Origin of the sequence: Povalibacter sp., from assembly GCF_036735925.1 — a bacterium.
Classification (GTDB): Bacteria; Pseudomonadota; Gammaproteobacteria; order Steroidobacterales; family Steroidobacteraceae; genus Steroidobacter.
Genome location: NZ_DAINNK010000039.1, coordinates 24,835 through 50,058 on the forward strand (window position 1 = coordinate 24,835; position 25,224 = coordinate 50,058).

General features: G+C 64.2%; 22 protein-coding genes and 1 pseudogene. 11 read left to right on the forward strand and 12 right to left on the reverse strand.

The window, feature by feature from the left end:
- The 9 genes and pseudogenes from V7D81_RS13090 to V7D81_RS13130 all read right to left on the reverse strand — a co-directional run.
- Nucleotides 1-240: pseudogene (locus V7D81_RS13090) on the reverse strand (hypothetical protein); the annotation flags it as partial.
- 4 nt (nucleotides 241-244) lie between these two features.
- A complete protein-coding gene (locus tag V7D81_RS13095) occupies nucleotides 245-616 on the reverse strand; it encodes a response regulator (RefSeq protein ID WP_324316980.1) in 372 nt (123 codons plus the stop codon).
- 50 nt (nucleotides 617-666) lie between these two features.
- Entirely contained in the window at nucleotides 667-1,770 is a 1,104-nt protein-coding gene (locus tag V7D81_RS13100; protein WP_324316981.1) for an amidohydrolase family protein, read from the reverse strand.
- Nucleotides 1,771-1,785: 15 nt separating this feature from the next.
- The gene (gene glsA, locus V7D81_RS13105) at nucleotides 1,786-2,841 is read right to left on the reverse strand and encodes a glutaminase A (protein ID WP_324316982.1); all 1,056 of its coding nucleotides are present in this window, start codon (nucleotides 2,839-2,841) and stop codon (nucleotides 1,786-1,788) included.
- A 1-nt stretch (nucleotide 2,842) separates the two neighbouring features.
- Nucleotides 2,843-4,039 carry a DcaP family trimeric outer membrane transporter gene (locus V7D81_RS13110; protein WP_324316983.1) on the reverse strand — a complete coding sequence of 399 codons (1,197 nt, stop codon included), beginning with the start codon at nucleotides 4,037-4,039 and terminating at the stop codon, nucleotides 2,843-2,845.
- 106 nt (nucleotides 4,040-4,145) lie between these two features.
- The gene (locus tag V7D81_RS13115) at nucleotides 4,146-5,651 is read right to left on the reverse strand and encodes a hypothetical protein (RefSeq protein ID WP_324316984.1); all 1,506 of its coding nucleotides are present in this window, start codon (nucleotides 5,649-5,651) and stop codon (nucleotides 4,146-4,148) included.
- Nucleotides 5,652-5,747: 96 nt separating this feature from the next.
- Nucleotides 5,748-6,413 (reverse strand): response regulator transcription factor, encoded by a 666-nt coding sequence (locus V7D81_RS13120; RefSeq protein ID WP_324316985.1) that lies wholly within the window; start codon nucleotides 6,411-6,413, stop codon nucleotides 5,748-5,750.
- The gene (locus V7D81_RS13125; RefSeq protein ID WP_324316986.1) at nucleotides 6,410-8,248 is read right to left on the reverse strand and encodes a sensor histidine kinase; all 1,839 of its coding nucleotides are present in this window, start codon (nucleotides 8,246-8,248) and stop codon (nucleotides 6,410-6,412) included. Before V7D81_RS13125 ends, V7D81_RS13120 begins: the two co-directional genes overlap by 4 nt.
- 171 nt (nucleotides 8,249-8,419) lie before the next feature.
- Entirely contained in the window at nucleotides 8,420-8,725 is a 306-nt protein-coding gene (locus tag V7D81_RS13130) for a hypothetical protein (protein WP_324316987.1), read from the reverse strand.
- Here V7D81_RS13130 and V7D81_RS13135 point away from each other — a divergent pair.
- Nucleotides 8,684-9,901, forward strand: a complete 1,218-nt coding sequence (locus V7D81_RS13135; protein ID WP_324316988.1) for a spinster family MFS transporter — start codon at nucleotides 8,684-8,686, stop codon at nucleotides 9,899-9,901. The two genes, V7D81_RS13130 and V7D81_RS13135, sit on opposite strands and share 42 nt — an antisense overlap.
- A gap of 12 nt (nucleotides 9,902-9,913) precedes the next feature.
- Here the strand turns inward: V7D81_RS13135 and V7D81_RS13140 are convergent, their stop codons facing one another.
- Both V7D81_RS13140 and V7D81_RS13145 read right to left on the reverse strand, forming a co-directional pair.
- Complete coding sequence (locus V7D81_RS13140; protein WP_324316989.1) at nucleotides 9,914-11,584, reverse strand: hypothetical protein; 1,671 nt, start codon at nucleotides 11,582-11,584, stop codon at nucleotides 9,914-9,916.
- 127 nt (nucleotides 11,585-11,711) lie between these two features.
- Nucleotides 11,712-11,966, reverse strand: a complete 255-nt coding sequence (locus V7D81_RS13145) for a hypothetical protein (protein ID WP_324316990.1) — start codon at nucleotides 11,964-11,966, stop codon at nucleotides 11,712-11,714.
- Between the two features lie 270 nt (nucleotides 11,967-12,236).
- Here V7D81_RS13145 and V7D81_RS13150 point away from each other — a divergent pair, with 270 nt between their 5' ends.
- The 3 genes from V7D81_RS13150 to V7D81_RS13160 are packed head-to-tail and all read left to right on the forward strand — an operon-like array spanning nucleotide 12,237 to nucleotide 15,206.
- Nucleotides 12,237-12,929: a response regulator transcription factor gene (locus V7D81_RS13150; RefSeq protein ID WP_324316991.1), complete on the forward strand. Its 693-nt coding sequence runs from the start codon at nucleotides 12,237-12,239 to the stop codon at nucleotides 12,927-12,929.
- Nucleotides 12,930-12,934: 5 nt separating this feature from the next.
- Complete coding sequence (locus tag V7D81_RS13155; RefSeq protein WP_324316992.1) at nucleotides 12,935-14,266, forward strand: DUF3300 domain-containing protein; 1,332 nt, start codon at nucleotides 12,935-12,937, stop codon at nucleotides 14,264-14,266.
- Nucleotides 14,267-14,282: 16 nt separating this feature from the next.
- The gene (locus V7D81_RS13160) at nucleotides 14,283-15,206 is read left to right on the forward strand and encodes a DUF2950 domain-containing protein (protein WP_324316993.1); all 924 of its coding nucleotides are present in this window, start codon (nucleotides 14,283-14,285) and stop codon (nucleotides 15,204-15,206) included.
- A gap of 12 nt (nucleotides 15,207-15,218) precedes the next feature.
- On the opposite strand, the gene V7D81_RS13165 is transcribed toward V7D81_RS13160, so the two are convergent.
- Nucleotides 15,219-15,536: a hypothetical protein gene (locus V7D81_RS13165; protein ID WP_324316994.1), complete on the reverse strand. Its 318-nt coding sequence runs from the start codon at nucleotides 15,534-15,536 to the stop codon at nucleotides 15,219-15,221.
- Between the two features lie 253 nt (nucleotides 15,537-15,789).
- On the opposite strand from V7D81_RS13165, the gene V7D81_RS13170 reads away from it, so the two are divergent.
- The 7 genes from V7D81_RS13170 to V7D81_RS13200 are packed head-to-tail and all read left to right on the forward strand — an operon-like array spanning nucleotide 15,790 to nucleotide 25,145.
- Nucleotides 15,790-17,394: an L-serine ammonia-lyase gene (locus tag V7D81_RS13170; RefSeq protein ID WP_324316995.1), complete on the forward strand. Its 1,605-nt coding sequence runs from the start codon at nucleotides 15,790-15,792 to the stop codon at nucleotides 17,392-17,394.
- Between the two features lie 31 nt (nucleotides 17,395-17,425).
- Nucleotides 17,426-18,691: an MFS transporter gene (locus tag V7D81_RS13175; RefSeq protein ID WP_324316996.1), complete on the forward strand. Its 1,266-nt coding sequence runs from the start codon at nucleotides 17,426-17,428 to the stop codon at nucleotides 18,689-18,691.
- Entirely contained in the window at nucleotides 18,688-19,617 is a 930-nt protein-coding gene (locus tag V7D81_RS13180; RefSeq protein WP_324316997.1) for a bifunctional enoyl-CoA hydratase/phosphate acetyltransferase, read from the forward strand. The genes V7D81_RS13175 and V7D81_RS13180 overlap by 4 nt, the downstream gene beginning before the upstream one ends.
- 3 nt (nucleotides 19,618-19,620) lie before the next feature.
- On the forward strand, nucleotides 19,621-20,826 hold the full coding sequence (locus V7D81_RS13185) for an acetate/propionate family kinase (RefSeq protein WP_324316998.1): 1,206 nt from the start codon (nucleotides 19,621-19,623) through the stop codon (nucleotides 20,824-20,826).
- 8 nt (nucleotides 20,827-20,834) lie between these two features.
- Nucleotides 20,835-23,096 carry a formate C-acetyltransferase gene (pflB, locus tag V7D81_RS13190; RefSeq protein ID WP_324316999.1) on the forward strand — a complete coding sequence of 754 codons (2,262 nt, stop codon included), beginning with the start codon at nucleotides 20,835-20,837 and terminating at the stop codon, nucleotides 23,094-23,096.
- A gap of 4 nt (nucleotides 23,097-23,100) precedes the next feature.
- Complete coding sequence (gene pflA / locus V7D81_RS13195; RefSeq protein WP_324317000.1) at nucleotides 23,101-23,946, forward strand: pyruvate formate-lyase-activating protein; 846 nt, start codon at nucleotides 23,101-23,103, stop codon at nucleotides 23,944-23,946.
- A gap of 23 nt (nucleotides 23,947-23,969) precedes the next feature.
- Nucleotides 23,970-25,145, forward strand: a complete 1,176-nt coding sequence (locus V7D81_RS13200; protein ID WP_324317001.1) for a DUF1624 domain-containing protein — start codon at nucleotides 23,970-23,972, stop codon at nucleotides 25,143-25,145.
- Nucleotides 25,146-25,224: the final 79 nt, after the last annotated feature.

The following is a 25,224-nucleotide window of genomic DNA, read 5'->3' on the forward strand; positions in this document are numbered from 1 at the left end:
CCGCCAGTAGCCGTCGATGCGGAAGCGATCCTGCTTGTCGAGTCCCAGGTCATCTTCCAGATTCACTTCGGTACCGACATCGCGATTGCTGGCGTCGAGCCGCACCGTCGTATCGGTATCGAGGAAGAAGATGCCGAGATTGGCCTCGAACTTCCGGTCCAGCGGCCACAGCGGGTCCGCGACCGCGGGGAGCGAAACCATGAAGATCGCCAGCGCCGCAACCTGCAGTACTCTGCTCATGGAACTACTCCTTCCTGATGGCCTGGTGGATGGCGGCGATCACGTCGCAGCCGGGATCGGTCTTGCGGAAATAGGCGATGCCGCCGGCTTCGAGCGCCTGCTCGCGCGCCGCGGGATCGTCGTGCGCGGTGATGTAGATGACGGGCGTGCGCACCTGGCAGGCGAGGAGACGGCGATGCAGTTCCAGTCCGGAAATTCCGCCGAGCTGCACGTCGATCAGCAGGCAGTCGAAGTCGACGCGCATGCCGTCGTCGAGAAAATCCTCCGCCGACGAGTAGTACACCGGATGCATGCCGACGCTCTGCAGCAATCGTCCCAGCGAGCGGCAGACGCTTTCATCGTCGTCGATGATCGCTATGTAGGATCGAGCAGACATGCCGGATGCTCCTGATGCAATCTGCACGCTGGGCGCGGGCGCACCCCGCGTCACTTCGCGTTCCGTTTTTCCCAGGCGCGGACTTTCTCCCGCGCTGCATCGAACAGGCGCTCGTAGTTGCCGCGTCGCACGGCGAGGCTCGTCGCGGGCGCCACCTGCGCAAAGATGTCGTCCCAGAGATGAAAGACCCGCAGCTGCGCGGCCTGATCGGGCGGGGCGACGTTGTCCGTGCCGAACAGGAACCGGTCGGGATAGCGATCCAGCAGCCGCGCCGTCGCCTGCTTCGTCTCGCTGGAACGGACGGCATACTTCGCCACTTCGTCCCAGGAGATGTCGAAGTAGAGATGCCGCAGCTGCGGCGTCTCCAGCAGCCGCTCGATGATCTCGAGCTGGTTCGGCACGCGGCCGGCGCCGGCTTCGACGGTGCCCTGCGATTGCACCGGATGCACCACGCGGCCGAGTCCCATGTGCGCCCAGATGATGGTCGTCTGCGTATGGCGCCCGATCACTTCGATGGCCTGTCTGAGATAGACCGGTTCCTGGTTGGATTTCGCGAACGGCATGTCGATGTCGCAGTGAAGGATCACGACCAGGCCCGCCTCCGCGGCGAAATCGAGTATCCGGTCCAGCGCGGGATTGGTGAGGCTGGCGGTTTCGCCGGCGACTTTCCCGGAAACGAATTCCTTGTGGATGGAGAACTCGCCGATGCCGCTGAACACGCCGGGGAAAGTCTGCAGCACGCGACGGATGTGATCGGCCGCATACATGTCCGCGGGATTGAAGCCGGTGATCATCGGATCCAGTCGTCGCTGTTCCTCCGGACGCAGCGAGCGATACGCCATCGCGATGTGGGCGTCGGTGAAGGAGTAGTAGTACAGCGGCGCGTCCGATTGCAGGTAGTAGCTCGGCGCGAAGTCGCCGGAGTTGCCGTGCGACCAGGTCTGCTGCAGCGGAATGCCGAACAGCGTCGAGCGTCCGATGGCATCGCCCATGATTTTCATGAACGCATGGATGTCCGTGCCCTCCTGCACGTAGTTGGTCAGGTGAAAGTGCGAGTCGTTGAACAGGTAGTCCGGTGCCTTGCCGGCATGCGCCACGCTGCACGACAGCCAGAGGGCCGTGACTGCGATCAACGTGACGCCTATCGGTTTCATGGCCATCGCGACCGGTCAGCGCTTTCCGGACTTGACGGTCACGGCGTAAGGATTGCCGCCGAGTGCATTGGAGACCGCTTCGATGGCGAGTTGTGCCTTGACGCTGTTGCCGGCTTCGTCCAGCGGCGGCGCGATCACCGCGATGCCGAACTTGCCGGGCGACACGGCGATGATGCCGCCGCCGACGCCGCTCTTGGCCGGCAGGCCGGTGCGATACAGCCACTTGCCCGAATCGTCGTAGAGTCCCGCCGTTGCCATCACGGCCAGCACGCCGGGAACGTTTGCGGGTTGCATGACCTGCTTGCCCGTCACCGGATTCCTGCCGGCATTCGCCAGCGTTCCCGCCATGATGGCCAGATCCTTCGCGTTGGCGCTGATGGCGCACTGCTCGGTGTAGATGTCGGTGGCCTGCGCCGGATTGTCCTTGATGAATCCGTAGGCATACATGAGCGAGCCGATGGCCTGGTTGCGCTGGTTGGTCGCCGCTTCGGAGTCGAACACTTCCTTGTCGACGGTCAGCGGCCGGCCGGCGAAGTCGGAATGGAAATCGAGAATGCGTTTCCACACTTCGTTGCGGCTGGCGCCGGACACCATGCTCGTCGCCGTGATCGCGCCGGGATTCACCAGCGGATTGATTTCCGGTCCGCCGAGCGCCTTCTGCGCGAACTCGACCGAGACGATGGAATTGAAGCGCATGCCGGTCGCATCGACGCCGATGCGTTTGACGATCGCGTCCGGACCGAGATCCTCGATGACGCGCGCCATGGTGAAGACCTTGGAGATCGACTGGATCGACACCTGCGACTGCACGTCGCCCGCCGTGTAGACCTTGCCGTCCGGCGTCACCAGCGCGATGCCGAAGATGTTGGAGTCGACCTGCGCGAGCGCGGGAATGTAGTCGGCGTTTGCGCCTTCCTTGACGCCCTTGAACTTCGTCAGCGCCGAGTCGATCGCCGACTGGATCTCCTTCGCGGACTGCGCGGCCGCCGGCAACGCAGCGGCGCACAGCAGGGCGGTCGCGGCGGCAAGCGCGAACAGGCGCCGCATTCCCGGAACATTGTTCGCACTCATGTCAATTGCCTCCGAAGGTATGGCTGAAGTTGTACTTGACGGAGAACTGGATCCGTACGTCGTCGGAAGTGAAGCCGTCGCTGAAGTTCTCGCGGCGGCCCCACTGCACTTCCGGCCCGAACATCACGTTCTTGACGGGATAGAACAGGACATTGGCGAGCGCGTAGTCGCCGCGCTTGAAGGCATCCGGCGACTGGCCGTCGGAATTGTCGATGTCGAGCATCGAGTAGCCGATGGTGCTGGTGAGTTTCTCGCTCCAGTTGATGTCGAGGAACGCCACCACGCCGAGCACCGGCAGCAGCTCGCCTTCGATCGGGCGCGTCGGATCCGAGAAGTTGTTCTTCACGCCGAGATCGGCCGGCGCATCGTTCATGTAGTTCTCGATGCCTTCGCCGTAGACGGCCTGCAGGCGCAGCACCGTCCTGCCGAGGTTGAAGTTCGAGCTCAGGTTGATGCCCCAGCCGGTGGCGTCGCCGGACAGGTCGAACTGATCGGGCAGCGTGTCTTCCCATTCCATGTAGCGCAGGATGCCGGCCACTTCGACGTGGCCCCAGTCGCCGCCGAGCCGGAACTCGCCGGTCAGATCGGGCAGCGGGAAGTGCGCCTTCACGTTCTGCAGTTCGATGCGGTCGGCGTACTGGCCGCCGTCGGCCGATGCGCCGGGACGTTCGAGCGCGAAGGCGAGACGCGTGTCGCCCTGGATCGGCGTCCAGCGCAACTGGATGTTGCGGAAGAAGACCATGCCGTTCGGTCCCCAGTACTCGATCGAGTTCGGGAACACGTCGCCGTCCATGAACAGGCTGTTGGTCTGGCCCGCGCCGAACTGGCCGAGTTCGCCCCATGCATGACGCAGCCGGAACGTGGTCTGTCCCGCATCGGAGCCCGTGCCGAACAGTTCGAACTCGAACGTGGTCTTGAGTGCGCCGAACTTCGTTGGCGTGCTCGTCTTCACGCCCAGACGGCTCTGTCGAACGCTGGCGAAGTAGTTGCCGTCCGCGCCGAACTGGTTGTCGTACGCGGGCAGCTTGGTGGGCCGCAGCACGTCGTACCAGTCCGGATCGCTCTGGTTGAATTCGTAGCCGGTGTCGAGCATGGCGAAACCGTACACGTCCATGGTCGATCCGGATTCGTCCGCAGCCATCGCAATGCCTGCGCCGAGCAGCAGTGCGGTCGCGAGGATGGTTTTCGGTTGCTTCATCTGACTCCTCCGCTGAGGTTCTCGAATGTGAACGACGATGCCGTGCGTCCCGAACGCTAGTCGCGTCGCTTGCACGTCGGTACTACCTCTAGGGGAAGGTGCGACGTCAGAAGTTGAGTTCGAAGTTGACGTGGAACACGTCGCCGTTGCCGCCGACGGGGTAGGGCACGGCGGTATAGCCGACAGGGCAGTCGTCGAGGTTGATCCACTCGCCATTGACGCGCAGTCCACGCATCCGCTTCGGGAAGTAGTTCATGCCCAGGCGAAACTCCGAGGAATCGCCGTAGTGGCCGCGTATCTCCGACGCGCCGGCGTACAGCTGCAGCAACCGCGGCATGAGCATCGTCGAAGCCTGGATCTGGTAGCCGGTGTCCCTGATGTCCGCAATGGCGTCGACACCGGTGCCGACGAAGTTACTGAGATCGCGCCAGTAGTATTCCGCTTCCAGCGAATACCCCTGGTACTTGATGCCGGCGTCGAGAGACGCCATCTGGTATTGCACCTTGTCGACGATGATGCCCGGTCCGAACAGGCCCGGCGTGAAGATGATGCTGCCGTCCGTGAGCCGGATCTGCGTGTTGTCGATGGTGTCCGTGCCGGGCTGGCTCTGTCTGTCTTCGGTGCTCTGCGTAACGTGCAGGCCGATGCGTGTCGCGAGCTCGGTGTGACCTTCGAAATCGCCGAACGCGCCGAGCGGACCGAACTCTCCGGTGGTCGGCATCCACGTGAGCATTCCCGACCAGGTATCCAGCGTGTTGTCGAGCTGCGAGGCGCTGATGCCGAGCGTACTCAGGTTGTTGCCCAGCATGACCATGTAATTGAGGCCGGAGGTGATCTCTCCCTTTGCCCACACGCCGGTCGTATACGACCCACGAAAGAACTCGTCTGCCGTGAGGCGGTCGTCGACGCCGAGCCAGTAGGGAAACTGGCCTTCGGTGCTGCGTACGGCCGGCAACGACGTGATGCCCATGCCGAAGGTGAAATGGTTGTTGAAGACGTAGCTGATGTTGCCGCCGCCGACGACCTGCGCCGGATCGCCCTGTGCCGTATTGGCAGACCAGACATACAGGTAGTAGCGGAACTTCGGGTCGAGGAACCATCCCGAGAAGGGCAGGAAGAACTTGTTGAGCTGAATGTCTTCGCGCTGAACCACCGTCTTCTCATTGCCGAAATAGTCCGTGTAGGTGGCGTCGAGTCCTTTCTGGTTCAGGTAGCGCGCATACGAGAACAGGCGCATGTAGATCTGTGCACGCTCGCTCTCATAGAGCTTGAAACCCAGGTTTCCGATGTACTCCGTGCCTGGTGTCTTTGCGGCAGCCAGTCTTGCGGGATAGGTTGCGGGCTCGCTCAGTTCGAGGGGTCGGTCGTCGGTTCTGGGACCGGCCGTCGCTTCGGCGACTTCTGCAACTTGCGCCGCCTGTGCCGACTGCGCAGAGGCGAGATCGCGGACCAGGCGTTCGAGATCCTCGATGCGGGCATTCTGCTGCTGCACCAGTCGTTCGAGTTCCGCCTGGCGCCTGGCCATGGACTGCGCGTCCGCTGTCGCTGACTGGGCGCCCGCCAGCGGCGGCAGTGCGGCGAGGGCCATCGCAACGACCAACTGCTTCTTCACGGCACACCCTCACGTTGCAGACATGCCACCGCGTGGGGACATGCCGTCGTCAGGCGTGCAACGTAGCCGCGCGTCCGATGGCTCTGCCACTACCTCTTAGGGAAGGTAGGCGACGTCGGGCAGACGGGGAGGAGGCCGGTCGAAGACATGCGCCTCGTGACTCAGGGTCGCGAGCAGCGCGGCGGAGTGCACGCCGAGCTTGCGCGTGATCGCTGTGCGATGCAGTTTCACCGTGCGTTCGTTGATGCCCAGCATCGCGGCGATCTGCTTGTTCATCCTGCCGTCGACCACGTACTGCAGCACTTCCATTTCCCGCGCCGTCAATCGCCGGAACCGCTGGCTGAGTTCGGCACCGCGCGTCCGCTCGGAGAACTCCATGTCGCCACGCTGGAGCGCCGCGTGGATCGAACCCAGCAGCGCCTCGCGCGGCGCGCGCTTCTCCAGGAAGTCCAGCGCGCCGTTGCGCATGGCGCGCACGCTTGCGGGAATGTCCCCGCAGCCCGTCAGGAATACGATCGGCATGGGCGCGGGCGAATGCGCCAGCCGCTCCTGCAGCTCCAGGCCGGAGATTCCAGGCATGTTGAGATCCGCCACCACGCAGCCGCGCGTCGTCTCCCGCAGCGAGTCGAGCAGCAGCCCGGCGGACGCGAATGCGCTCGTGCGTATGCCCTCGACACGCAGCAGTCTCGACAACGCGTGCGTGAACGATTCGTCGTCGTCCACGAGATGGACACAGGCCTCTGTACCTTCCTGCCGGGTCATGTCGGTGCTTCCTGGATTGCCGGTAACGTCATGTGAAAGATCGCGCCGCCGGTCGAGCCGTTCTCGGCCCACAAGCGTCCGCCGTGCGCCTCGATGATCGTGCGCGATACGGCCAGGCCCATGCCCATGCCGCTGGTCTTGGTCGTGAAGAACGGTTCGAAGATCCGCGGCAGCGTTTCCTGCGATATGCCGGTACCGGAGTCGGTCACGCAGATCTCGACGTTCGTGCGCCCGGCGGCCTGCGCGGCCACCCTGACACAGCGACGTGCATTGCGGATATCGCAGGTCGCATCCACGGCATTGACGATCAGGTTGATCAGCACCTGCAGCAGGTGCACCCGGTCCGCCGACACCAGCGGCAGGGACTCGTCGGCATGACATTCCAGCGATACGTGCCGTGCGGCGGCATCGGCGCGCACCAGCGTGCTGGCGTCCCTGACCAGCGAATCGATGGACATCGGCTGCATCTGCAGTTCGCGCCGCTTCAGCAGTGCGCGCAGCCTGTCGATGACATCGCCGGCGCGACGATCGTCCTTTTCGATGTCGGAGACGATTTCGCGCAGTTCCGCGATGTCGGGAGAAGGAGAGCGCAGCAGTACGGCGGCCGCTTCGGCGTTGCGCAGGATGGCGCCGAGCGGCTGGCTGAGTTCGTGCGCCAGCGCCGAAGCCAGCTGACCCAGCATGGTCACGCGACCGGCGTGAGTCAGTGCGCGGCGCAGTTCCGCCGCTTCCTGCTCGGCCTGTTTCTGGTCGGAGATGTCGCGCAGCACGCCGCGCACCAGCACGGGTCTGCCGGCCGGACCGAATTCCACTTCGCCCTGGGACGATATCCAGCGGCACGGCCCCTGCGGCGGATGGCAGCGGAACTGCACGGAGTAGTCGCCGTCCCGGTCGATGGCGCGCCGGAATACCTCGCCGATGTGATCGATGTCATCCGCATGGACCCGCGAACGCAGCATGTCGAGCGAGATGGGTTCTTGCGGGTCGAGGCCGAACAGCGTCCGCGAACGTTCCGTCGCCCAGATCGCGTTGTGCCGCGAATCCCAGGTCCAGAAGCCGAGCTGCGAAGCGTCCGCGGCGAGTTCCCGCCAGTCTTCGCTCTCGCGCAGCGTGTTCGCCAGCCGGCCCGCGCGCAGCGTATCGCGCCCCATCTCGACGGCGAGAACGCTCAGCGAGATCAGGAACGGCGGAGTGATGAGCATGGGCATGACGACAACGCCCCAGATCACGAGCTGGGTCGCCATCACCGACAGCAGCAGGAAGATCACGATGCCGGCGCTGACGACCACCGCCTTGTGACGATCGTCAGGCCGGTTGCGGCGCCAGAGCGCCGCCGCAGCATCGATCACGTAGACCATCACCAGAAGGTTGCTCAGCGTCGCAAACCACTGCCGGAAAGAGGTCTGGCCGCTGGTCACCACGGCAACCTGTTCTCCGAGGAACCGGATATGCCCGATGGCGTCGACGCGAACGAAGTTGAAATTGGTGTCCGACAGGAAATTGACGATCACGATGACCAGCCGCATCGCGACGATGGTCCACATCAGCCAGGTTCTTCCCGTACCGAGATAGAGCCGGACGAAGAAAACGATCGCGGCGAAGTGGATGAACAGGGGCAGATGACACCAGCGCACCCAGAACGCCCAGTCCTGCGCGGACTGCGCGAGCATCATGTGCAGCTCGGTGAACGCGATGCCGGTGAGCGACACCGCGATGATTGCGAGCGCCAGGCTCGGATGGGCATTGCGATCCTGAATCCAGACTGCGGTGTGAATGATGCACAGAAGCAGCGCGGCGGCCGCGGCACCGGACCAGAAGATCGTTACGTAACTCATACCGGAGTCGAACCATGGCGTCCGCGCTCAGTCGCGAACTGCTGGTGCTGTCTGTTCCCGCTGTCGTTGCACTTCATTCACGCGACGAGCGACGAGAAGCAGCTCTCGTCGCAGCTGCGCTGCCGTTTTGTTTTCCTCATCATAGATGCATGCGCGACGATGGGACTGTAGCTATTCAACGCAATCGTCGCGACGAGCTCGTTTCTTGCCGAAACATGCGTGATCGCGGCGCGCGATGTCGTCGATGTCTGCGGCGGCGAGATCGGAAGCATCGAGTCGGTGCCCCTTGTGCGGATGGCGATGCGTCGCCGAGGTCTCGATGATCGACGACGGAGGCATGATGGCTTGAGCGCGCAACGCGGCAGCGAACGACGATTCGAACGACCGGCGGCGGTATCGCTTGCCGTCCTGCTCGCGGTATTCGCAATCAACTACATGGATCGCCAGATCCTGGCCATCCTGATCGAGCCCATTCAACGCGATCTGAATCTCGGCGACGGACAGGCGGGCCTGCTCTATGGGCTGGCGTTTGCGGTGTTTTACTCCGTGCTGGGTATTCCCATCGCACGCTGGGCGGATCGATCCGACCGCACGCGGATCATCGTCGGCTCGACGGCGCTGTTCAGCGTCATGACGGTGGCCTGCGGCATGGCGACCGGTTTCGTGCCGCTCCTGCTGGCGCGCATCGGTGTCGCCATCGGGGAGGCCGGGACGGGTCCGCCGTCGCACGCCATCATTGCCGACCTGTATCCTGTCGAGCGTCGCAGCACGGCGATGTCCGTGTTTTCGCTCGGACCCCACATCGGCATCGTGCTGGGACTGGTACTCGGCGGTCTGTCGGCGCAGTGGCTGGGATGGCGCGAAGCGTTCCTGCTCGCGGGCGCGATCAGCTTCGTCGTGGCGCTGCTGGCGCTGGGCGCGCTCAAGGATTCCCCGCAGCGGAACGTTCAATCCGATCCGGTGCGCCGGATTCCCGCGGCTGCCATCGTCGGTCAGCTATGGCGTTATCGCTCCATCCGGCATGTCACGGTCGGATCGACCGTCGCCAGCATCGCCGTCTCCGCACTCATGGGATGGTTGCCGACGTTCCTCATGCGCTCGCATCACTTCAGCCCGGCGGATGCCGGTCTGCTGCTCGCACTGGTGCTCGGCGTTCTCGGAGGAATGGGCACGGTTGCCAGCGGGCTGATCGCGGACAGGGCGGGGCAGCGGGACGGACGCGCGCGGCTGGGCAGCGTGGCGGCCGGCATGTTGCTGAGCGCGCCGTGCTGGGGCATCGCGTTCGCCAGCGACGACTTCGGGATCGCGATACTCGGACTGGCATCGGGAGGCGCGCTGATCGCGTTTCACCTGGGACCGACGTTCGCCATGGTGCAATCGCTGGTCGTCCGCGAGGGACGGGCATTGGCTGCGGCCTTGCTGCTCTTCGTGGCGAACCTGGTGGGTGTGAGCATCGGGCCGCTGCTGGTGGGGGCCGTCAGCGACCAGTTGGCGATGACGCACCACGACGAATCCCTGCGCGTGGCATTGCTCGGCGTTCTGCCGCTGTATCTGTGGGCGGCGTATCACTATCACGTGGCGGCGCGCACCCTGGAGAACGATCTGTGTCTGGCGACGGTCGCCGACGATCTTTCATGCAGGCCCGCCGCGTAGAACTCGCATCCGTCAGTTCAGCAGCACGATGCCTGCCTTGCGGCAGCCCTCGGCGATGCGCTCGCGCAGTTCCGGCGACTTGATGTAGTGGCCGATGAGGGTGCGGCCTCGTCTGGCGAAATCAGGTTTGATGCGCAATAACTCGGCGGCGCTGGCGCGGGCCTCCTGCGTCCGTCCGAGGAGACCCAGGCAGCTGGTGATCATGAGATCGCGCCAGAAAAAGACGCGGTCGGGATATTCGAGCGCGGCGACGTACGCCTCGTCGAACTGTCCGCGTCGCAGGGCATCGGCCCAGAGGCCGTGCCGCACATGGGACAGGCAATACGGATTGCGAGCGAGTGCATCGTGCATCAGGGGCACGCCACGCTCCCAATCCCCCGACAGCGACAGCAGCCAGCCGATGATTTCCCGGTAGGCGAGCGAACCGCGGCTGGCGTGCAGCGCGCGATCGAGTTCGTCGCGCGCGGCGCCGAGTTCTCCCTTGACCACCAGACAGGCGGCCAGGATGCAGCGAATCCTGGCGCTGCGGGGTTCGAGCAGCACGGCCTGGTAGGCATAGCCGATCGCGGCATCGATCGATGTCGGCCGGTCGAGCAGTTCGAAGGCATGGTTGATCTGGTAGAGACGCGACAGATAGAGCCAGCCCAGTGCCACCTCGGGCTCCCGTACCGTCGATCGCTTGAGGGCTTCGATGGCGGGGTTCAGCGACGCGAGCTGGCGCGAAAAGAAGAAGTGATAGCAGCTCACGATGGCGTCCACGCTGCGACTCGATTCGCCGTGCTCGCCGCCATGCTCGCTCGCGAGCAGCCGCACGATGACGCCGTTCTCGGATGCAATGCGCGCCGCGATCACCAGCGGAATGTCGTCTGGACTGCAGCAGATCTGGTCCGGCGCGGCGCTGTGGTACTCGTCGCTCCAGGCCTGTTCTCCGCTGGAACGATCGATCAGGGAAACCGTCACGATGACATCAGCGCCGGCCGTGCGCAGGTTGCCGCGCAGTTCGAAGCGCACCGACGCCTGATACGGCAGATCGAGTCTTTCCAGATCGCGCTGACGGATGACACGGACGTCGCCATAGCGCGCGATCTCCATCGCGAGCTCATCCTCGATGCGTGCGGCAATGCTGCGGTCGCCGGCGCCGGCGGTATCGAGATGCCCGATCAGCAGTACCGGCCATTCCGGTGCTACCAGCGACAGCGAGATGCGTTTCACGCGCAGCCGCGCATCCGCTTCCTGCGTCACCTTGTCGGTGAAGACCGGCGTATAGCAGCCCTTGGGCAGTTCGATGCGAACGGCGCTCTTGTTGCCCGTCAGCAGGTAGAAGCGTTCGAGAGAACGTCGCAGCCGGCCGGCCTGTACGCGGACGACGGGATCGAGAATGGCGTCGAAGTCGCCCTTGCGCCCGAAGACGCGCGTGGCGATGACCGCCTGATTCAGCGCCTGACCGCGGCCGGCGAGGGTTTCTTCGACGATGAACGTCAGGAAATCCCGCGAGCGCGAGGCGCCGTCGAACTGCTGGCTGGTCAGCAGCTCTTCCAGGTGATCGCGAATGGTGCGCGCAAACGATTCGACCTGGGGCCGGCTGCCGGGGCGCAGGGCGGCGCTGCCGCTTGTTGCAAGCACAGTCAGACTGCCGGTGCGTTCCTGTTCCATCGGGTTCCTGCGACTGACACCCGCGGCCATGACTCGTATGGTCCCGCTCTTTGTTGGTCGTGGGTGTATGCGGGAAAGCCTGTCTTGCGCAGCAATTGCCAGTCAATAGGCACAAGTCGCCTTGCCGGTCGCTTGCCTGCCGCCGCGCGGCCTTCGATCAGTGTCCGTGGCCGCGGGTACTTTCTTCGATGTAGCTCAGCAGCTCGCGTTCGAGTCTCAGGCGCAGGGCCGAATACTCGCGTCGCAACGCATCATCGGTGTTGGTCCGCTCGAGACGATCGCAAACCTGCGAGCAGGCCTCGTATTCCTCGCACAGATCGCGAAAGGTCTCGTGACGGCGCAGCAGTATCAGCGATACCGACTGCAGGTGCGGAAAGCGTTCGAGCAGCAACGCGACGCAGTCGCGGCTCATCCGCGCTTCCGCACCGTTGTCCGTCGATCCTGGAGGCTCGGAGCGTGGCATCTCATGCGTTCCCCTGGGTGCCGCGATGATTCACGCGGGAACGCGGGCCGGGAAGTAACGCGCGGTAGGTTACGGTGTCATACCCGCCCGCAGACCGTGTGGCGCAGCGGAGTCGCGCCGGCATGAGTCGGGCCTGTAACGTAACTTACCGTTTGTTACTTCAGATGCGCGCCGGCTGCGTGGATTCTCGCCGTACCGTCAACGGCACAGGCAGGGTTCATGCACATTCTCGGCGACGATTCGATCGTTCATCTGATCGTGGAAAGCGAAGCGCTGCGCGCGCAGATCGTTGCCGCGGTCGAGCGCGCCGGCGGGCGGACGCAGATGCATTCCCGGTTGCGGGAATTCCTGGCTCACGACAGGGACTGCCTGCCCGGTTGCCTCGTCGTGGAAGTTCCCGCCGGCCGTGCGGCGGGACTGGAGTCGCTGTGGAACGCGAAACCTGCGACGCCGATGATCGTGGTGTCCGCCTCCGAAGACGTGGAAACGGCGGTCGAAGTCATGAGACAGGGCGCCTTCGACTGCTTCGATCTGCCGCTGGCCGAGGAAGAGAATTTCCTGCTCGCAATCGCTGCAGCGATGCATTGCCATGCCGACAACCGGCTGCGCGCACAGCGTCACGCGGAACTGCGCAGCCGCGTGGAGTCGCTCACGCCGCGCGAGCGCGAGGTCATGTCGCTGGTCATTGAAGGGACGTTGAACAAGATCATTGCCTCGCAACTGGGGCTGAGCCGCCGGACGGTGGAAACGCATCGGACCAATGTCATGGCCAAGATGCGGGCAACGTCGGTCGTGCAGCTCATCAACATGTCCCTGATCCTCGAGGAGGCGGAAACGTACCGAAGCCGCACGGCACCGGTCTGGCGCCGCAACGCGTCGGGTTCTGCCATGAAAAATTCCGTGTCGGCCTGAGCGAGATGAAACGTACTCTCCTGATCGGCTGGGCGATGCTTCTCGCGGTGTTCGCGGGCACGTCCCACGGAGCCGAGACCCAGCCGGCTCCCGCCGCACAGAATGCAGTCGCATTCAAGCCGGAGGAACTCGAACAGATCGTCGCGCCGATAGCGCTCTATCCGGATGCATTGCTCGCCCAGGTGTTCATGGCCTCGACGTACCCGCTGGAGATCGTGCAGGCGGCACGCTGGTCGAAGGAACATCCCGACGTGAAGGGCGACGCAGTCGCCAAACAGCTCGAAGGGCAGAGCTGGGATCCGAGCGTCAAGTCGCTCGCGGCATTTCCGGATGTGCTCGCGATGATGAGCGAGAAGATCGACTGGACCCAGAAACTGGGCGATGCCTTCCTGGCGCAGCAGAAAGATGTGATGGCCGCGGTGCAGCGCCTGCGCGCCAAGGCGAAGGACGCCGGCAATCTGAAGAGCGGCAAGGAGCAGGTGGTCAAGACCGAGCCGGCGCCCGCGGGCGCAACGACGCCGCAGATCATCGTGATCGAATCCAAGGATCCGGAAGTCGTCTATGTGCCGACGTACAACCCGACCGTGGTCTATGGAACCTGGCCGTATCCGGCCTATCCGCCGTACTACTACTATCCGCCGGCCTACGTTCCGGGCGCGGCATTCTTCTCCTTCAGTGTCGGCGTGATCGTCGGCGGCGCGATCTGGGGCGACTGCAACTGGGGAGGCAACGACATCGATATCGACATCGACCGCTACAACAACTTCAACCGCAACGAGATCAACACCAACCGCGACAACATCGGCAATCGCGCCGGCACCACGGGCAAGTGGCAGCACGACTCGGGGCACCGCAAGGGCGTGGGTTATCGCGACACGGCGACGCAACAGAAATACGGGCGCGCCAGCAGCCAGCAGGCCGTGCAGTCGCGCGAGCAGTTTCGCGGTCATGCCGAGCAGGGCCGGCAGCAGATCGCACGCGAGGGCGCGACGAACCAGCGCGATCTGAGCGGGAATCAGATCGGTACGCGCGACGGCGGGGCGGCGCAAAGCCGGACGGACAGAAGCCTGGGTACCTCGCCCAGCCGCGATCTCGCTGCCGCGCAGAGTCGTGCCGACCGCGAGATGGGTTCATCGCAATACCGGGATCTCGGCGGATCGCAGAGTCGCACCGACCGGAACATGGGTGCTTCGCAGAGCCGCGACTACGGTTCTTCGCGTTCATCCGACGCATTCAGCGGCGTCGGCAACGGCGCCAGCACGCGCGCGAACAGCAGCCGCGGCATGTCGAGCCGTTCGTCCGCAGGCATGTCGCGCGGCGGCGGACGGCGGCGCTGAGAGCCAGGAGACTTTCATGCGAACGGCGATGATCGTATCGATGGCTCTCGCAATCGCAGCGACAGCCTGCAGCCGCGTTCCGCGCCAGCACGACTTTGCGACCGTCGATGACGCGGTGCAGGCGTTGATCGCTGCAGCAAGGACAGACGATACCGCTGCGCTGCTCGAAATCATCGGCAGCGATGCCGCCTCGCTGGTCGAGTCCGGCGACCCGGTGCAGGACAGGAACGGCCGCGAGCGCTTCGTGCAGGCGTACGAGCAGTCGCACAGGATCGAGAAACTCGACGATGGCTCGCAGGTTCTCGATGTGGGCGAAGACCAGTGGCCGTTTCCGTTCCCGCTGGTGCAGAGCAGTGATCGCTGGCGATTCGACAGCAGCGCGGGTGTGGAGGAAATGGTCAATCGCCGGGTCGGCGCCAACGAACTGGCGACGATCCAGTCCTGCCTGGCCTTCATCGATGCCGAGCGCGAGTACTACAGCCGCAATCCGCAGCGCGATCCGCTGCTGCACTTCGCCCAGAAGCTGGTGAGCACCGCCGGCCAGAAGGACGGCCTGTACTGGCCGACGACGGCAGACGAGGAGCCGAGTCCGCTCGGCGAGCAGTTCGCGACCGCACGCGGCGAAGGTTACTTCGCAAAGACGCCGGTGAAGGATCAGCCTTATCACGGCTACGTCTATCGGCTGCTGAGCGCGCAGGGACCGCATGCAGCCGGCGGCGCCTACGACTATCTGGTGCGCGATCGGATGCTGGGCGGCTTCGCCCTGATCGCCGTGCCCGCGGAATACGGCAGCAGCGGCGTCATGACTTTCATGGTGAGTCACGACGGCGTCGTGTACTCGAAGGATCTCGGCAGCGGGACGCCGCAGGTAGCCATGAAGATCGACGTCTTCGATCCCGATCCGAGCTGGAAGCGCGAGGCCGCCATCTCGGATCAGTAGCGCGGCACGTTCTCAGTTCTTGCCGCCGATGTCGTAGCGCGCACGCAGCCGTTCGCGGATCTTGTCGAGGATGCGGCCGGACTCCTCCGGTCCGAGCGCTCTCATGCTGTCTTCGGTCAGCGCGTAGTGCATCTTCACCAGTGCGGCGAGGTTGCGGAACGCCTTCTCGCTGGATCTGCCGCAGACCGTTTCATCTCCGGCGATCACGCGCTCGATCACGCCGGGATCCAGGATGCGCAGGTCGCAGATCGCTGCCAGTCGCGCGATCTCCGCGTCCACGGTACCGAGCTGCAACTCATGCCACTGGTTTCCGAAGTCTGGTGTGGTCATTGCGAGAACTCCGTGTGCATTCGCCGTCGGGTTCATTCTGCGCCTGCGTGCGACGCGGCAACAGCGGCGGTCCTTGAATTGCACTTGATGCGTATGCGAAGCCGCATCGCGCGTCGAATCGGAAGTTTCATTCTCATCTTTCTCCGGTCCGCTACGTATGGCGGCGAAGACCCGTTCTCCTAAGATGAAACGAGATCAGCGGTGCCGCGAACTACCGCCGCGACAGGCGGACATCAATGAGGAATGAGCAGTCATGAAACACGAGCAAGTCGATGTCGTTCGCGCGCCGGAAGGCGAAGCCAGCGAGCCCGTCGTACCCGCCGGCATCGACCGGCGTACCTTCCTCATGCGCAGTGCGGTCATCAGTGCGACGACCGTGATCACCGGACGTGCGATGTCGGCGGAGGAGCACACCGCTCGCGCCAGCGCGCCGCCTCCGGCATTGGGAACGAAGCTTTCGCCGGACCTCGATGTCGTGAAACGATCCAAGGCGCCCGTGATGACGGTGCTGGACGAGTTCTACAAGGTCGGTCCTGGCCCATCGAGTTCCCACACCATCGGGCCGATGCGGATCACTTATGACTTCTATCAGCGCTGCACGAAGCTGCCGGCCGCGCAGCTCGACAAGGCCACCGGCATCAAGGTGCACCTGTTCGGCAGCCTCAGCGCCACGGGCAAGGGACATGGTACGGAGCGCGCAGCGCTCGCCGGTGTGATCGGCAAGGAACCGGCGACGGTCGAGCCCGAATTCCTCGATGGCCTGGCGTCGAATCCGAACCAGACATTCCAGGTCAAGCTCGGCAGCAAGACGCACACGGTGTCGCTGAAGGACATCATCTATGACGCGCCCAAGGGCGACTTTCCGCATCCGAACACCATGACCTGCAAGCTCGTCGCGGGCAACGACGTGCTCTACGAGCTGGAGTACTACTCGGTCGGCGGCGGATTCATCGAATGGAAGGGTTACACGCCGCCGAAGAAGGGCGCGCCGAAGTATCCCTACTCGACGATGGCGCAGCTGCAGGCGCATGCGACGAAGAACAACCTGTCCATCGCCCAGGTCGTCATGGCGAACGAGGTGGCGGTCTCCGGCAAGAGCGAGGCGGAGATCAATGCGTTCGTCGACAAGATCACCACCGCGATGGTCAACATCGTCAAGGCGGGACTGAAGGCGCCATCGGCGACGCTGCCCGGCCCGATCAAGCTCAGGACCAAGGCCAGCGACGTGTATGCGCGGGCGATGGACGACAAGTTCGAGAAACAGCGTGGCGTCGGTGTCGTGGCGGCGTATGCACTGGCGGGCTCCGAGGAAAACGCGCGCGGTCACCTGGTGGTGACGGCACCGACGGGCGGATCGGCCGGCGTGATGCCGGCGCTGGTGTATGTCGTCGGCGAGGGCGGTCGCAAGCTGCCGCAGCAGAAGATCCGCGACGGCATGCTCGCGGCAGCCGCCATCGGCTACCTGTGCAAGCACAACGCCACGCTGTCGGGCGCGGAGGGCGGATGCCAGGCGGAGATCGGCGTGGCTTCGGCGATGGGCGCCGCCTTCCTTTCGCAGGCGCACGATTTTCCGGTGCAGGTGGTCGCGAATGCGGCGGAGTCGTCGCTCGAACATCACCTCGGCATGACCTGCGATCCGGTCGCCGGGTTCGTGCAGATTCCCTGCATCGAACGCTGTGCATTCGGTGCCGTGAAATCATGGACCGGCTTCATGATCGCCAGCAACGAGATCCCCGCCAATCGACGTGTCGACTTCGATACGACAGTGACGGCGATGGCGCTCACGGCGAAAGAGATGAACTCCAAATACAAGGAGACATCGGAAGGCGGTCTCGCCGTCTCGCTCGTGCTTTGCTGAGATGAGGTGAGTTCGTCACGTGCCCGGGGTCATGAAAACAGCGATGCGGACTGCGGTGATCGCATGGCTGATCACGGCGGTGTACTACTTCTATCAGTACATGCTGCGGTCGGCCCCGGGCGTCATGATGCCGCAGTTGTCCGAGGCCTTCGGACTGACCGCGATGGGCGTCGCCTCGATGGCCGGGCTGTTCTACTACGGCTATTCGCCTTTCAGTCTGGTGGCCGGCGTGGCGCTCGACCGGCTGGGGCCGCGCAAGGTGGTGCCGATCGGCGCAGCCGCGGTCGGCATCGGCGCATTGATGTTTGCGACGGGCAACAACGAGCTCGCCGGCATCGGCCGTCTGCTGCAGGGCGCCGGCGGCGTCTTCGCGCTGGTGGGTGCCGTCTACATCGCGACGAGCAACTTTCCCGCCTCGCGTGCGGCGACGCTCATCGGCGCGACCCAGATGTTCGGCATGGCCGGCGGCTCGGCAGGGCAGTTCCTGGTGGGTCCGGCCATCGGCGCGGGCATGCCCTGGCACAGGTTCTGGATGGTCATGGGCGTGATCGGGCTGGTCATCTGCGTGCTGCTGTTCGTCCTGTTGCCGGCGAGAGAACAGACGGCGCCGGTTCAGGACAAGGACAACTGGCTGAAGTCGGCCGGACACGCACTCGCGGTGGTGTTTCGCAATCCTCAGTCGATTCTCTGCGGCATGATCGCCGGGCTGCTGTTCATCCCCACCACGATCTTCGACATGATCTGGGGCGTGCGCTACCTGCAGGAGGCGCAGGGCTTCGACTATGCGACGGCCGTGCTGCGTTCGGCGTCGGTACCGCTGGGATGGATCATCGGCTGTCCGCTGCTCGGCGCGATCTCCGACAGGATGGGACGACGCAAGCCCGTGATCGTTTCGGCCGCGCTGGTGCTGCTGCTGTGTCTTGCCTGGATTCTGTACGGTCCCGCGGACGTACTTCCGCCGTACACGTTGGGTCTCGTCGCGGGGATCGCATCCGGCGCCGCGATGATTCCTTACACCGTCATCAAGGAAGTCAATCCTCCGCACCTCGGCGGGACCGCGACCGGCGTCATCAACTTTCTCAACTTCACCTTCAGCGCGCTGCTCGGTCCGGTGTCCGGCTGGATCCTCGCCGCCATCGGCGGCAGCGCCGGCATGTTCTCGCTCGAGCACTATCAGACCGCATTCGAGCCGCTGCTGTATGGCGTCGCGCTGGCGATCGTTCTGACGCTGCTGCTCAAGGAAACCGGTCCCGCCGTCCGGCCGACCGCATCCATCGTCGCGGATATCAAAGCATGAACACCACCGGAACCGGCAAGTACGAAAGTCTGTTGCAGCGCTGTCGCGGGCTCGAGCCCATCCCGACGGCAGTCGTGCATCCGTGCGAAGCGTCGGCGCTTGCCGGCGCCATCGAGGCGGGAGCGCTCGGATTGATCGCGCCGATCCTCGTCGGCCCGCGGACAAAGATCGAAGAGATCGCGCGACTCGGCAGCATCGACCTCGGGAACACGCAGATAGTCGACGCGCCGCACAGTCACGCAGCGGCGGCCAAGGCGGTCGAGATCGTGCGCGAAGGACGTGCGGAACTGCTGATGAAGGGCAGCCTGCACACCGACGAACTGCTGGCTTCGGTGGTGGCGCGCGACGGCGGCCTGCGCACGGGGCGGCGCATCACGCATGTCTTCGTCATGGATGTCCCGTCGTATCACAAGGTGCTGATGGTCACCGACGCCGCCATCAACATCGCGCCGGTGCTCGAGGACAAGGTCGACATCTGTCAGAACGCGATCGACCTGGCGATGACGCTCGGGCTGGCGCAACCCAAGGTCGCGATTCTCGCCGCCGTGGAGACGGTCAATTCCAAGATGCCGGCGACCATCGATGCAGCCTGTCTCTGCAAGATGGCGGAGCGCGGCCAGATCGTCGGCGGGCTGCTCGACGGGCCGCTGGCATTCGACAACGCCATCAGCCGGGAGGCGGCGCGGACCAAGGGCATCGTGTCCGAAGTCGCCGGCGATCCGGACATCCTGGTCGCACCGGACCTAGAGTCCGGCAACATCCTGGCGAAGCAGCTCGCGTTTCTTTCCGGCGCGGATGGCGCGGGGCTGGTGCTCGGCGCGCGCGTTCCGGTGATCCTGACCAGCCGCGCCGACAGCGTGCGCTCGCGCGTGGCGAGTTGTGCGGTCGCCATGATGGCGGCACACGCGCGCAGACGGGGCAGGTGAGCGGTGAGCGAAGCTCCGATACTGGTGCTGAATGCGGGCTCATCGAGCCTGAAGTTCACTGTTTACCGCCATGTCACGAACACGGAAAGCGACGTCGCGGCCAGCGGGCAGGTGGAAGGCATCGGTTCATCGCCGCGACTCGTGGCGCGCGATGGTTCCGGCCGGACGCTTCTCGACCAGCCCGAGCCGGTCAATGATTGCGCCGGCGCGCTCGTTGCGGTGGCGAAGTGGCTGCGCTCCCATCTCGGGAGCGTCAGTCTCGGCGGCGTCGGGCATCGCGTCGTCCACGGCGGCGCGAACTATTTCGGCGCGACGCTGGTTTCGCCCGGCGTTCTGAGCGATCTGTACAAGCTGGTGCCGCTGGCGCCGTTGCACCAACCGTACAATCTCGCAGTGATCGAAGCCGTCGGCGAGCGGTTGCCCGGCGTGCCGCAGGTGGCCTGCTTCGATACCAGCTTCCATCGCGGTCAATCGGCCGTCGCCGAACTCGTGCCGCTGCCGGCAAAAATCCGCCGCCAGGGCGTGCAGCGCTACGGATTCCATGGCCTCTCTTACGAATACATCGCGTCCGTGCTGCCGCGCGTGGCGCCCGAGGTGGCGAATGGACGAGTCATCGTCGCCCATCTCGGCAGCGGCGCGAGCCTCTGTGCGTTGAAGAACAGCAAGAGCATCGACAGCACGCTCGGATTCACCGCGCTCGATGGCTTGTGCATGGGGACACGACCTGGCGCCGTCGACCCCGGCGTGATCCTTCATCTCTTCCAGTCCCTGAACCTGTCGCCGCGCGACGTCGAGGCGATGCTCTACAAGCAATCGGGCCTGCTCGGCATCTCCGGCATCAGCAACGACATGCGCGAACTGCTCGACAGCCAGGAGCCGGATGCCCGGCTGGCGATCGATTACTTCGTCTATCGCGCAGTGAAGGAGATCGGCGCGCTGGCTGCCGTTCTCGGCGGCGTCGATGCGCTCGTTTTCACGGCAGGCATCGGCGAGAAGTCGCCGGAGATTCGCCGGCTCATCGCCGGCGGCTGTCGATGGCTCGGGCTGGAACTGGATGAGCGCGCCAATCAGGAAGGCGGCCCGAGGATCTTCGCTCCGCACAGTCGTCTGTCGGCATGGGTCATCCCGACCAACGAGGAACTCATGATCGCCAGACACACTGCCAGACTGCTCGGCTCGATGACGAACCGCACACGTACTGCTGACTAGGAGGGCGCATGGCCGCACCTGCATCCAGACTTCCGGACCCGACCGCTGCCATTGCGCCGTGGCAGGGATTCCGCACGGGCCTGTGGAACAAGGAAATCAACGTTCGTGCATTCATCCAGCAGAACTACACGCCGTACGAAGGCGATGCGGCGTTCCTCGCACCCGCGACTGCGCGGACCACGGCGCTCTGGAAGAAACTGCAGGACCTGTTCGTCGAAGAACGTCGCAAGGGCGTGCTGGACATCTCGCAGATTCCGAGTTCGATCACCGCACACGGTCCCGGATACATCGATCGACCCAACGAGGTCATCGTCGGCCTGCAGACCGAATCGCCGCTGAAGCGCGCGATCATGCCCAACGGCGGTCTGCGCATGGTGACCACCGCGCTCAAGGCCTATGGCTACGAGCCCGATCCCCAGGTCGTCGAAGCCTTCACCAAGTATCGCAAGACCCACAACGAAGCCGTCTTCGATGCGTACACGGCGGATGTACGCCGCTGTCGCAGTTCGCACGTTCTGACCGGATTGCCGGACGCCTACGGTCGCGGGCGGATCATCGGCGACTATCGTCGCGTCGCGCTTTACGGAGTCGACCGGCTCATCGAACGCAAGCAGCAGGAGCGCGAGGCGCTCGATGCGGCCATGTCGACCGATGAGATCATCCGCGATCGCGAAGAGCTGTCGGAACAGATTCGCGCGCTCGGCGAACTGCTGCAGATGGCGAAGAGCTATGGCTTCGACATCGCGGGCCCGGCACGAACGGCGCAGGAAGCCGTGCAGTGGCTGTACTTCGGCTACCTGGCCGGCGTCAAGGAACAGAACGGCGCGGCGATGTCGCTGGGACGCGTGTCGACTTTCCTGGACATCTACTTCGAACGCGATCTCGCGGACGGCACGCTGACCGAAACGCAGGCGCAGGAGATCATCGACGACTTCGTTATCAAGCTGCGCATCGTGCGCTTCCTGCGCACGCCGGAGTACGACGATCTCTTCGCCGGCGATCCGACCTGGGTGACGGAGTCGATCGGCGGCATGGGCGACGATGGCCGCACGCTGGTCACCCGGACCAGCTTCCGTCTGCTGCAGACGCTGTACAACCTGGGGCCGGCGCCGGAGCCCAACCTGACGATCTGGTATTCGCCGCGCATGCCGGACGGGTTCCGGCGCTTTGCGGCGAAAGTGGCCATCGACACCAGCTCGTTGCAGTTCGAGAGCGACGAGATCATGCGACAGGCCTGGGGCGACGACGGCGCGATCGCGTGCTGCGTTTCGCCGATGCTGCTCGGCAAACAGATGCAGTTCTTCGGCGCGCGCGCCAACCTGGCGAAGTGCCTGCTCTACGCCATCAATGGCGGTCGCGACGAGATCAGCGGCAAGCAGGTCGCGCCGGCTTTCGATCCGGTTCAGGGCGACGTGCTCGATTTCGACGACGTGCTGCCGCGCTTCGAGAAGATGATGGACTGGCTGGCTGGCGTGTACGTGAATGCGATGAACATCATCCACTACATGCACGACAAGTACGCGTACGAGCGCATCGAGATGGCGCTGCACGATTATGCGCCGATACGCACGATGGCATTCGGCATGGCCGGCATGTCCGTCGTGGCGGACAGCCTTTCGGCGATCAAGTACGGCAAGGTCAGCGTCATCCGCGACGACACGGGATTGATCACGGACTACAGGACGGAAGGGGAGTTCCCGCTGTTCGGCAACAACGACAATCGTGTCGATCACATTGCGACCTGGACCGTCAGCACTTTCATGAAGAAGCTGCGGAAGTACCCGACCTATCGCAATGCGCTGCATACGCAGTCCATCCTCACGATCACGTCGAACGTGGTGTACGGCAAGGCGACCGGCAATACGCCCGATGGCCGTCGCCAGGGAGAGCCGTTCGCACCGGGCGCCAATCCGATGCACGGTCGCGACAGCCACGGCATCCATGCGTCCGCGGCATCCGTCGCCAAGATTCCCTATCGCGATGCGCAGGACGGCATCTCGCTGACGACCACGCTGGTGCCGGAGGGATTGGGGCGCGTCGCCGAGGATCGCATCACCAACCTGACAGCGATTCTCGATGCCTTCTTCGGCACGACCGGATACCACATGAACGTGAACGTCCTGAACCGCGAGATGCTGCTCGACGCCATGGAACACCCGGAGAACTATCCCAGCCTCACGATCCGCGTCTCGGGATATGCCGTGAACTTCGTGCGGCTGACACGCGAACAGCAGATGGACGTGATCAATCGCACCTTCCACGGAGGTTGAACGAATGAGCGGGCAGGGCGCAGCACAGACGGTACCGCTGGAGGCCGCCAGTCCGTTCGACATGCGCGTGCACCTTGGCGATGACCTTCCCGAGACCGACGTGCGTTCGGCGCTGGCGAGCGGCGACATGGGCTTTCTGCATTCGTTCACCACGGGATCGGCCGTCGACGGCCCCGGCGTTCGGGTGGTCGCGTGGACGACGGGATGCATGTGGCGTTGTCAGTACTGCCACAACCCGGATACCTGGACATTGCGCAACGGCATTCCGGTCGCCGTTTCCCGCGCGATAGAGCAACTGGGCAAGTACCGCCACGGGCTGAAGCGCATGGCCGGCGGCGTGACGTTCAGCGGCGGTGAGCCGCTCCTGCAGGATCGATTCATCGTCAAGCTCCTGGCGGCAGCAAAAGCCATGGACATTCATACGACGATCGAGACCAACGGATTTCTCGGCGAGCGGCTGAGCGATGCCGAACTGCAGGACATCGACCTCGTCATGCTGGGCATCAAGACATGGGGCGACGAGAAGCATCGTTCGCTGACCGGCCGCGAGATCGAACCGACGCTTGCATTCGCCCGGCGACTCGCCGATCGCGGCAAGCCCATCTGGGTGCGTTTCGTTCTCGTACCGGGACTGACCGACGACGCTGACGATATCGACGGCATTGCGGGCTTCGCCGCCGGCCTCGGCAACGTGCAGCGCGTCGATGTGCTGCCGTTTCATCAGATGGGGCAGTACAAGTGGGAGCGGCTGAAGCTGCGTTACGCCCTCGCGGGCGTTCCCGCGCCTTCGCCGGAACAGATCACGCGAGCGGTGGAAATTTTCAGGGGCAGGGGACTGAACGCGTATTGAATCGACGCGCCGGGAAAATCGATATGCAGGCGAACGCAACGACCACGACCTCGATCGGCGCCGGCACGCAACCGGACAGCGCCGCGCGCGTATCGGGGCGTATCGCGTGCATCGACTGGATGCGCGGCCTGGTCATGGTGCTGATGACCATCGATCACGCCTCGATGGCCTTCGACGGCTCGCATCTCTCCAGGGACTCGGCCATGTATCCGGACGCAACGACGATGGCGTTGCCTGCAGCCGAATTCTTCACGCGCTGGATCACGCACATCTGCGCCCCGACTTTCATCTTCCTTGCGGGCGCTTCGCTGGCCGTCAGCGTCGAGCGGCGCGTGCTGAAAGGCGTGGGCGCCTGGGAAATCGACAAGACCATCATCACGCGCGGCCTCATCATCGCGCTGCTGGACCTGACCCTGGTGTCGCTCGGCTCCGGCATCATCAGTCTCAACGTACTGCTGGCCATCGGCCTGTCGATGATCTGCATGGCGCCGTTGCGACGGCTGTCGACGCCGCTGATGCTGGGCATTGCGATCGGCTGGATGGTACTGGGCGAGTTCGTGACCGCCTGGTTCTGGCAGCCGCCGGGCCCGGCCTCGCCGCTGGTGTCGTTCTTCATTGCAACCTCGGGCGGCGGCCTGGTTTCGAACAAGTATCCGCTCATCCCATGGCTCGCCATCATGATGATGGGCTGGGCCACTGGCCGTTACATGCTGCTCTATCAGGCCGGCAAGCGAACGATGCGTCCGCGGAATCTGCTGCTGGTTGCCGGCATCATCGGACTCGCAGTGTTCGTCATCGTCCGCGGCGCGCAGGGCTATGGCGACATGTTCCTGCCGCGCATGGATGGCTCATGGCAGCAATGGCTGCACGTCAGCAAGTATCCGCCGTCGCTGACGTACTACGCGCTCGAACTGGGATTGCTGTTCATCTGCCTGTGGTTCCTTGCAGCGATCGAACCGCGAATCGGCGTGCGACCGAACGGACCGTTCCTGGTGTTCGGGCAGACGGCGATGTTTTTCTATCTGGTGCATCGCCTGGTGATGGAGATTCCAGCGACGTACTTCGGCCTGCGCGGCGTCGGAGATCTGAAGACAACCTACATCGTCGCCTTTGTATTGCTGATCCTGCTGTATCCGGCATGCCGCTGGTATCGAACGGTGAAGGCGGCGCATCCGGAGTCATTACTTAAATACATTTGAGGAGGAAGCGGCGACTGGAGAGGCGTTTCGGGGCGGCGATTCGATACGGTCAGAGCCGGTATTGATAAGTACGCATAAT

Excerpts from the sequence above, each read along its gene's own strand:
- V7D81_RS13095 (WP_324316980.1), bottom strand. The coding sequence starts at position 616 with ATGTCTGCTCGATCCTACATAGCGATCATCGACGACGATGAAAGCGTC.
- V7D81_RS13100 (WP_324316981.1), bottom strand. The coding sequence starts at position 1,770 with ATGAAACCGATAGGCGTCACGTTGATCGCAGTCACGGCCCTCTGGCTG.
- glsA (WP_324316982.1), bottom strand. The coding sequence starts at position 2,841 with ATGAGTGCGAACAATGTTCCGGGAATGCGGCGCCTGTTCGCGCTTGCC.
- V7D81_RS13110 (WP_324316983.1), bottom strand. The coding sequence starts at position 4,039 with ATGAAGCAACCGAAAACCATCCTCGCGACCGCACTGCTGCTCGGCGCA.
- V7D81_RS13120 (WP_324316985.1), bottom strand. The coding sequence starts at position 6,413 with ATGACCCGGCAGGAAGGTACAGAGGCCTGTGTCCATCTCGTGGACGAC.
- V7D81_RS13125 (WP_324316986.1), bottom strand. The coding sequence starts at position 8,248 with ATGAGTTACGTAACGATCTTCTGGTCCGGTGCCGCGGCCGCCGCGCTG.
- V7D81_RS13135 (WP_324316988.1), top strand. The coding sequence starts at position 8,684 with ATGGATCGCCAGATCCTGGCCATCCTGATCGAGCCCATTCAACGCGAT.
- V7D81_RS13140 (WP_324316989.1), bottom strand. The coding sequence starts at position 11,584 with ATGGCCGCGGGTGTCAGTCGCAGGAACCCGATGGAACAGGAACGCACC.
- V7D81_RS13145 (WP_324316990.1), bottom strand. The coding sequence starts at position 11,966 with ATGAGCCGCGACTGCGTCGCGTTGCTGCTCGAACGCTTTCCGCACCTG.
- V7D81_RS13150 (WP_324316991.1), top strand. The coding sequence starts at position 12,237 with ATGCACATTCTCGGCGACGATTCGATCGTTCATCTGATCGTGGAAAGC.
- V7D81_RS13155 (WP_324316992.1), top strand. The coding sequence starts at position 12,935 with ATGAAACGTACTCTCCTGATCGGCTGGGCGATGCTTCTCGCGGTGTTC.
- V7D81_RS13160 (WP_324316993.1), top strand. The coding sequence starts at position 14,283 with ATGCGAACGGCGATGATCGTATCGATGGCTCTCGCAATCGCAGCGACA.
- V7D81_RS13165 (WP_324316994.1), bottom strand. The coding sequence starts at position 15,536 with ATGACCACACCAGACTTCGGAAACCAGTGGCATGAGTTGCAGCTCGGT.
- V7D81_RS13170 (WP_324316995.1), top strand. The coding sequence starts at position 15,790 with ATGAAACACGAGCAAGTCGATGTCGTTCGCGCGCCGGAAGGCGAAGCC.
- V7D81_RS13175 (WP_324316996.1), top strand. The coding sequence starts at position 17,426 with ATGAAAACAGCGATGCGGACTGCGGTGATCGCATGGCTGATCACGGCG.
- V7D81_RS13180 (WP_324316997.1), top strand. The coding sequence starts at position 18,688 with ATGAACACCACCGGAACCGGCAAGTACGAAAGTCTGTTGCAGCGCTGT.
- pflB (WP_324316999.1), top strand. The coding sequence starts at position 20,835 with ATGGCCGCACCTGCATCCAGACTTCCGGACCCGACCGCTGCCATTGCG.
- pflA (WP_324317000.1), top strand. The coding sequence starts at position 23,101 with ATGAGCGGGCAGGGCGCAGCACAGACGGTACCGCTGGAGGCCGCCAGT.
- V7D81_RS13200 (WP_324317001.1), top strand. The coding sequence starts at position 23,970 with ATGCAGGCGAACGCAACGACCACGACCTCGATCGGCGCCGGCACGCAA.